We start from the raw sequence: 7,641 nt of genomic DNA, 5'->3' as shown, positions 1-7,641 counted from the left end.
GGTATCGCCGACGACGGCAGCTCTATGGGCATCCGTGCCCTTTCCACCGTGCGCACCCTGTTCGATGGTCTTTTTTGCGTTGTCCCAGGCACCACCAGCATTCGACATGAACAATGCCATGAGCACGCCGACCACGGTGACACCCGCGAGCAACCCGCCCAGCGCTTCCTTGCCCAGGAAGGGCAGAAAACCGAAAAGCACCGGCACCGAGACTGCCATGATGCCAGGGGCCAGCATGCGCCGGATGGCCGCCGCCGTGGAAATGTCGACGCAACGCCGGTAGTCGGCCTGGGCCGTACCCTCCAGCAGTCCCGGAATCTCGCGGAACTGGCGGCGAACCTCCTCGATCATCTCGCCCGCCGCGTCTCCGACCGCCCGCATGGCCATGGCGCTGAAGACGAAGGGGACCATGCCGCCGACAAACACACCGGCCATGACCATCGGATTGAGCAGATCCAGAGTGTCGAGGCCGGACTGGGTGCGGAATGCGGCAAACAGGGCCAGGGCCGTGAGCGCAGCGGATCCGATCGCGAAGCCCTTGCCGATGGCCGCCGTCGTATTGCCGACGGCGTCCAGAAGATCGGTGCGCTCGCGCACCTCGGCGGGCAGCTCGCTCATCTCGGCGATGCCACCGGCGTTGTCGGCGATTGGACCGTAGGCGTCGACCGCCAACTGGATACCCACCGTGCACAGCATTCCCAGACCGCCCATTGCGATGCCGTAGAGATCGGCGAGTTCGTAGGCGCCCACGAGCGCGATCGCGACCATCAGGGTCGGGATCGCCGTCGAGACCATGCCCACGCCGAGACCGGCGATGATATTCGTCGCCTCACCAGTCAGCGAAGCTGCGGCAATGCTGTCGACCGGGGGCTTCTCGGTGGCCGTGTAGTACTCCGTCGCCTGGGCGATCACCACACCACCGACCAGGCCCAGAATCATCGCGCCCAGAATGCGCAGCACCGGACCGTCCATGAAAGTCAGACCTGTGAGCTGGCTGATCGCCACCCACGCCACGGGAATCATGATGATCACCGAGCCGAAGATTCCCAGGTTCAGTGCAGTCTGCGGATTGCCGCCCTCGGAAGTGCGCACGAAGAAGGTCGAGACAATCGAGACAATGATGCCCAGGCCGGCGAGCGCGAGCGGAAGGACCACATAGGAGAGCTGGTCGGCGGGCAGAATGCCCTGGGACTGGGCGAATGGAACACCGAGGATCATCGCTGCGATGATCGCACCGACGTAGGACTCGAAGAGGTCTGCACCCATGCCGGCTACGTCGCCGACGTTGTCCCCCACGCAGTCCGCGATCGCAGCCGGGTTGCGCGGATCGTCTTCGGGCAGACCCGCTTCGACTTTGCCGACGAGGTCGGCACCGACGTCGGCCGCCTTGGTGTAGATGCCGCCACCGACGCGCGCAAACAGGGCGATCGAGCTGGCGCCGAGGCTGAAGCCGGAAATCAGGGTCAGTACCTGACCGCGCACGACATCGAGATCCCAACCGTACATACCCGTATACAGAAGCAGGAGGAGCGACAGGCCGAGCACGCCGAGTCCGACGACGCTCATCCCCATGACCGCCCCACCGGAGAATGCGACCTCGAGACCCGCGTTGAGCGAGGTTCGCGCGGCCGCGGCGGTGCGCACGTTCGCCAGTGTGGCAACGCGCATACCGAAATAGCCCGCAAGCGCGGAACAGCCTGCGCCCACGATGAACGAGAGGGCGATCAGATGAGTGCCCTGCGATGCGTAACCCGCCCCGAGCAACACGGTCACCGAAACGACGAAGATACCCAGCACGCGGTATTCCCGGCTGAGGAAAGCCATGGCACCTTCCTGGATGTAACCGGCAATCTCCGCCATGCGTTCCGTGCCGACATCCGCGTTTGCGACGCTTCGCGCGCGCAGCAACGCAAATAGCAGTGCCGCGACGCCCGAGAGCGCGATCAGCAGAATCAATCCACTCACTTGGTCCCCTCCTGTTCCTCGTCATTGGCGACAAGACCGTTGTATCGGTTCATCGCCGCTTCAATTCCGTCTTTGATAAAGGCTTCAACCGCGTCGGCCGCCAGATCGACGGTCTTCGCGAAAACTTCTCGTTCTTCTGAACGCACCTTGGAAAGAAGATGTCCCGTCGCCCCTTCGCGGCCGGGACGACCGACTCCAACGCGCAGTCGAGCGAAATCCTTGCTGCCCAGATGCTCGATCACCGAACGGATTCCGTTGTGACCGCCATGCCCACCTTTCTTTCGGAGACGCAGTGTACCCGAAGGAATGTCCATATCGTCGTACACCAGAATCATGTCCTCGGGTTGGACGGGGAGGTAGCGCATGGCTTCTCCGACCGATTCGCCCGAAAGGTTCATAAAGGTCTGCGGCTTCAAGATTCCAACGTCCTGGTTCAAGAGCCTGCCCCTCCAGAACAACCCCTGGTGCTTTTGCACCTCATCGCCGAGCCCGTAGCGGTCGGCGAGCCGATCGCAGACCTGAAAACCGGCGTTATGCGGTGTGTCGCGATAGCGCTTGCCCGGATTTCCGAGTCCGACGATCAAAAACATCTTGGTGATGCGGCGCTAGCTGTCCCCGCCGGCGTCTCCGCCACCTTCGGCTGGCGTCGCCGGAGCGGCGCCCTCGCCATCGGCCGCAGCGTCCTCTTCCTCTTCGCCCTCGGGCGTTTCTTCTTCTTCGATACGAGGCGCAATGACGTGGACGACTGTATTGGAAGAGTCGGGCACCACCTCGTAAACGTCCGAAGACGCCAGGTCGCTGACGTGGAGCGAGTCTCCGACGTCGAGTTCACTCACATCCAGCTCGAAGAAATCGGGGATCTCCAGCGGCAGGCAGATGATCTCCACATCGCGCATCAATGGCTCGAGCACCCCGCCCATCTCCACACCGATCGCCCTTCCAATCAGATGGATCGGAACGGAGACGTGCAGCCGCTTCTTCGTATCGACCGCGAGCAGATCGCAGTGGATCGGTGTGCGCCTGACGGGATCGCGCTGCAGCTCCTTCACCAGAGCGAGTTTGCCCTTCGCCTGATCGGCGCCCTTGAGGTCGATCAGTGAGTTCGCACCACCTTGCAACACGCGCTCGAGATCGCGTAGGGCGATCTTGAGTGAGACTGGAGCGGTGTCACTGCCGTAGAGCACCGCAGGAACCTGACCGCTGGAGCGCAAGCGCCGCGCGGGGCCTTTACCTGTGCCTTCGCGGACCGATACGTCGAGTTCGAGTCTGTTCATTTCGCCCCCCCCCTCGGCTCCGTTCATACGAACAGTGAGCTGACGGATTCTTCGTTGTGGATGCGTCGGATCGCCTCACCCAGAAGGTGGGAGACCGTAGTCTGTTCGATCCGATCGGCCGCTTCGGTTTCCGGTCGCAACGGGATCGTGTCGGTGACGATCACTCGTTCGATCGGTGATTCCTGGATTCGCTTCATCGCCGGTCCGGAGAAGACCGGATGCGCGATCGCCGCGAGTACGCGATTCGCACCCTCGCCCATCACGGCTTCCGCACATTGGGTGAGGGAGCCTGCGGTATCGCAGATATCGTCGACGATGACGGCGGTCTTGCCCTTCACGTCACCGACGATCTTCATGATCTCCGAGATGTTGGCTCGCTCGCGCCGCTTGTCGGCGATGGCCAGACCCGCGTCGATCCGCTTCGCAAACGCGCGCGCGCGCTCCACACCACCGGCATCCGGTGACACGACCACCACGTCTTCATTGCGCGGAATGGACTCCCGCACCTTGTCCAGAAGCACGGGCATCGCGAAGAGGTTGTCCACGGGAATATTGAAGAAGCCCTGGATCTGCCCGGCGTGCAGATCGATGCACAACATGCGCTGAGCTCCGGAACTCGTGATCAGGTCCGCGACCAGCTTGGCGGTGATCGGGGAGCGCGGGCGAACCTTTCGGTCCTGCCGACTGTAACCATAGTATGGGATGACGGCCGTGACGCGTTTGGCCGAAGCCCGGCGAATCGTATCGAGCAGGATCAACAGCTCCATCAGATTCGTATTGGCCGGCGCACAGGTCGACTGGATGACGAAGACATCCATACCGCGCACGTTCTCGCCCAGTTCGACCGAAGTCTCACCGTCGCTGAACGCCTTCACGTCTGCACGCCCCAATTCCACATCGAGGTATTCGCAGATCTCGGTTGCGAGCGCTGCACTGGCGTTTCCAGCAAAGATCTTGAGAATATTGTTCGTCATGCTCTCAGCCAACCGCCGGCCTCACTAATTGGCTGGGGCGGCAGGGTTGTTTCTTGTTCGTCATGCTCTCAGCCAACCGCCGGCCTAACCAATTGGCTGGGGCGGCAGGATTCGAACCTGCGAATGACGGGTCCAAAGCCCGTTGCCTTACCGCTTGGCGACGCCCCATCCCCAATCGTTCGATGAATCACTCTGGGAGCTTCCCGGTGAACTCACTGCGATTGTCCTCACGCCTTCTGGCAGTTTGACTTCCATCGCAGCGCGTCGTGCCGCGTCCCGATCCCCAAATCTTCCATATACCGTGGGGCCACTTCCACTCATCCCGGTGATCGTCGCGCCGACGTCAGCAAGTGCTTGACGCACCTCCCGGATTTCCGGATGACGTCGCGCAGCAGCGAACTCGAGATCGTTTGGGGGATCGGAAGAAATCCCCTTGGGCCCCAGAAGCGCCGCGATACTAGACCCATCCCGCGGGAGCGTCAATTGACGGGACGCTTCGGAGTAGGCCCAGGGAGTCGAGATCGGAAACGAAAAGACCCCGAGCAGCCACCACATCTCAGGCATCGACCCGATCGGCTCCAGCAGTTCTCCCACTCCGCGGCCCCGAGCGGGCCTGGGATCGAGAAAGAAAGGGACATCGGCGCCAATTTCGCGCGCGATCTCGCTGCGACGTGTGTCCGATAACCTCCCGCCAGAGAGGAGTTCGACCCCCAGGATGGCCATGGCCGCATCGGCCGAACCACCCCCCAATCCAGCCGCAATCGGAATGTGTTTTTCCAGCCGAATCCGGATCCCGTGGGAGAAATCGAGGGCCCGGGCGGCGGCCTGGGCGCCCCGGGTGGCCAGATTGTCGGACCCGGCCGCGAGCTCCGCTCCGCGGATCGTCAGCTCGATCCCGGACACGGGCGCCAACTCCATTTCGAGTCGATCGAAGAGGCGCAGGGGCAGGAAGACCGTGTCGATATCGTGATAGCCGTCTGGCCGCCGAGCCATCAGCTCCAATCCCAGATTCAGCTTGGCCGGCGCGCGGAGTTCAATCACGTCCGGGCCGATCAGCCCTTGTTCGCCTCGACGAAGCGCATCCGCAGGTCGTGCAGCACACCTTCGAGCAGGCGTCCTTCTTCCTCGGTCAGATTGCCGGCCGTCTTTTCTTTCAACACCTCGAGGATGTCGATCGTCTGGCGCGCCATGGGCAGATTCTGTTCGGGCGCGCTGCCGCCTTCCTCCGTGGCCACTCCGAGGTGAACGAGCACCGAGGTCGACAGCGAAAGCACCAGAGTGGCGAAGGTCATCTTCGGCAGGCCGATGCCGGCGACCTCTTCGGAGTCTTCCATCTTGAAACCGCTCTTTCCGGTCTGTTCGGCTTTCATTTCGAAATCTCCTCTGTGGATTCCCGGGTCTTCGACTCCTCGGTCGTGTCGGAGTCGTCCGCCGTGGGATCCACACCGGTTTCTTCCAGGATGCGCAGCAACCTGCGCCCTTCGAGTATCCGCTGAATGGCCGTGATGGTCGAGCCGATGGCCACCAGGAACAGGGCCAGCTGGATCCAGCCCGTGAGAGCTCCCAGGATCAGGATGCCGAAGCGCTCGCCGCGCTCCACGAAACCAACCGCGAGTTTGTTCAGCCGCTTCTCGGCGCTGGCGCGCGTGTAGCTGGTCATGATCGAGCCGGAGAGCGCCCATAGGCCGAGTACTGCTCCGGCAACGTCGCCCCGCCCGGCGGCACCGGCGATCAGTCCTCCAAAGACCAGGAGGTCGCTGAGGCGGTCGATCGAGGAATCGAAGAAGGCGCCGGCGGTCGAACTGAGGCCCTGCTGGCGAGCGACCACGCCGTCGACCAGATCGAAGAAGCCGGCGACCATCAGCAAGAGGCCCCCGGCGAAAAGGTGATTGGCGGCCAGCGCCACAGCGGCGATCCCCGACACGAACGCCCCGACGAGAGTCAGCACATCGGGATGGATTCGCAGCCGCGCGACGAACGGAAAGATCCGCCGGACCGTCTGGTCGAGGTCGGCACCCATGCGGGACTTGATCACGGAGGGGGGGCTCCTCGAGAAGCCGATCTGCTAGAGATCGGCCTCGTTCACCGGAATGACGGGCGGACGCGGCGCCGGTGGTGCCTTGGCCTCTTCGATGAAGCGCTCGATGCGGTCGCGGCGAGCCGCCTGCTCGTTGAGCATATTCTGCTTGAAATCGTCCACCTGCTCGTCCGAGAGCGACGTGACGCGATCCGCCAGATCGGGCTGAGCTTCGATGTGCTCTTCGATCGCCGGAAGGTCTTCGGGATTCGTTCGATTGGTGCGCTCGATGAGTCGCGTGTCGTGGGGGTCCAGCTGCTTCATACGCTCTTCTCCTGAGTCGGCGAATTGGGATCGGCATTCTAACAACGAAGAGGCGACTGCGCCGGGCCCCTGTTGACACCGCGGCCCGAGCTTCCTAGTTTGGGAAAACCGTGAAATTTCAGCCACTTACAACCGGTATACCCGAAAACCAGGCGCGCGGGGCCCGGAGCCGCGCATCGAGGCTTTGCGAAACGGTCGGTCGGCGGGGGGGGCATCGGCCCGTTCTGAGCATCGCCCTCGCCTCGTGGGTCACCTTTGTTGGCCTGTCTTTCGGTTGCGCCACCACGCCACCGGATGAAGATCTGCCGTCTGCCGAGCGCTACTACAAGCGGGGACTCGAGACCCTGGAAGGCCGTCGCATCTTCCTCTTTTTCCACGATATCGATTACCCGAAGGCCATCGAGTACTTCCAGGAGGTCATCGACAACTACCCCTACAGCGAGTTTGCGACCCTCGCCGCACTCCAGATCGGTGACATCCATTTCAACGCCGAGGACTTTGAAGAAGCGCGGAGCTTTTACCAGGATTTTGTCGAGCTACATCCGACCCACGAGAAGGTCCCGTACGCGATCTACCGCAATGGGCTGTGCTCATTCGCGCAGATGCGCGAGGCTGACCGGGATCAAGAAGCTACGGGTGCTGCAATCGAACAGTTCAGCGCATTGATCGAACGCTACCCGGGAACCGACGCGGCCGAAGAAGCGCGTACCAAACGCAAGACCGCCGAGGATCGACTCGCCGAACGGGAAATCATCGTCGGCGATTTCTACTTCGAACGCGGCGAGTATCACGCCGCGATCCCGCGTTACCGAGGAGCGCTGAGCACCTACCCTACGCATGCCAGACGGCCCTACACGATCGCCCGACTGGGTACCTCGCTCAAGCGCATTCGTCGCTATCGCGAGGCGGAGCAGCTCTTTCGTAGCGTGCTCGGCTTTGAGGATCTCGAAGACGAATTGGTCGACGAAATCCGAGCGGAACTCCAGGATCTGGCCGCGATCGAGAGCGAGGGCAACTACTTGTTGCCGGAGTCGTGCACGACCGACCCCAATCCCGCCTGCAACTGAGACGACTCGAAGCAGCGACT

The 7,641-nt window shown here is 62.5% G+C and carries 9 protein-coding genes and 1 tRNA gene; 1 reads left to right on the top strand and 9 read right to left on the bottom strand.

Features of this window, described 5'->3' with window-relative positions; genetic code table 11:
• The 9 genes from GY725_07625 to GY725_07585 all read right to left on the bottom strand — a co-directional run.
• A partial coding sequence (locus GY725_07625; protein MCP4004048.1) for a sodium-translocating pyrophosphatase occupies window positions 1-1,965 on the bottom strand: 1,965 nt, incomplete at its 3' end.
• Window positions 1,962-2,555, bottom strand: coding sequence for an aminoacyl-tRNA hydrolase (locus tag GY725_07620; GenBank protein MCP4004047.1), 594 nt, complete (start codon window positions 2,553-2,555; stop codon window positions 1,962-1,964). The genes GY725_07625 and GY725_07620, both read right to left, overlap by 4 nt.
• Window positions 2,556-2,570: 15 nt before the next feature.
• The gene (locus GY725_07615; protein ID MCP4004046.1) at window positions 2,571-3,239 is read right to left on the bottom strand and encodes a 50S ribosomal protein L25; all 669 of its coding nucleotides are present in this window, start codon (window positions 3,237-3,239) and stop codon (window positions 2,571-2,573) included.
• Window positions 3,240-3,262: 23 nt separating this feature from the next.
• A complete protein-coding gene (locus GY725_07610; protein ID MCP4004045.1) occupies window positions 3,263-4,213 on the bottom strand; it encodes a ribose-phosphate pyrophosphokinase in 951 nt (316 codons plus the stop codon).
• Between the two features lie 93 nt (window positions 4,214-4,306).
• A tRNA-Gln gene (locus GY725_07605) sits at window positions 4,307-4,381 on the bottom strand.
• Complete coding sequence (gene ispE, locus GY725_07600; GenBank protein MCP4004044.1) at window positions 4,361-5,254, bottom strand: 4-(cytidine 5'-diphospho)-2-C-methyl-D-erythritol kinase; 894 nt, start codon at window positions 5,252-5,254, stop codon at window positions 4,361-4,363. The genes GY725_07605 and ispE overlap by 21 nt, the downstream gene beginning before the upstream one ends.
• A gap of 11 nt (window positions 5,255-5,265) precedes the next feature.
• A complete protein-coding gene (locus tag GY725_07595) occupies window positions 5,266-5,547 on the bottom strand; it encodes a DUF1844 domain-containing protein (protein MCP4004043.1) in 282 nt (93 codons plus the stop codon).
• A gap of 32 nt (window positions 5,548-5,579) precedes the next feature.
• A complete protein-coding gene (locus GY725_07590) occupies window positions 5,580-6,248 on the bottom strand; it encodes a CDP-alcohol phosphatidyltransferase family protein (protein ID MCP4004042.1) in 669 nt (222 codons plus the stop codon).
• Between the two features lie 30 nt (window positions 6,249-6,278).
• Entirely contained in the window at window positions 6,279-6,554 is a 276-nt protein-coding gene (locus GY725_07585) for a hypothetical protein (GenBank protein ID MCP4004041.1), read from the bottom strand.
• A 110-nt stretch (window positions 6,555-6,664) separates the two neighbouring features.
• Here GY725_07585 and GY725_07580 point away from each other — a divergent pair, with 110 nt between their 5' ends.
• A complete protein-coding gene (locus tag GY725_07580) occupies window positions 6,665-7,621 on the top strand; it encodes an outer membrane protein assembly factor BamD (GenBank protein MCP4004040.1) in 957 nt (318 codons plus the stop codon).
• Window positions 7,622-7,641: the final 20 nt, after the last annotated feature.

The sequence above is a fragment of the bacterium genome, assembly GCA_024226335.1.
Classification (GTDB): domain Bacteria; phylum Myxococcota_A; class UBA9160; order SZUA-336; family SZUA-336; genus JAAELY01.
Note: the sequence above shows the minus strand (reverse complement) of the source record. Positions and strands in the feature narration are given on the sequence as shown.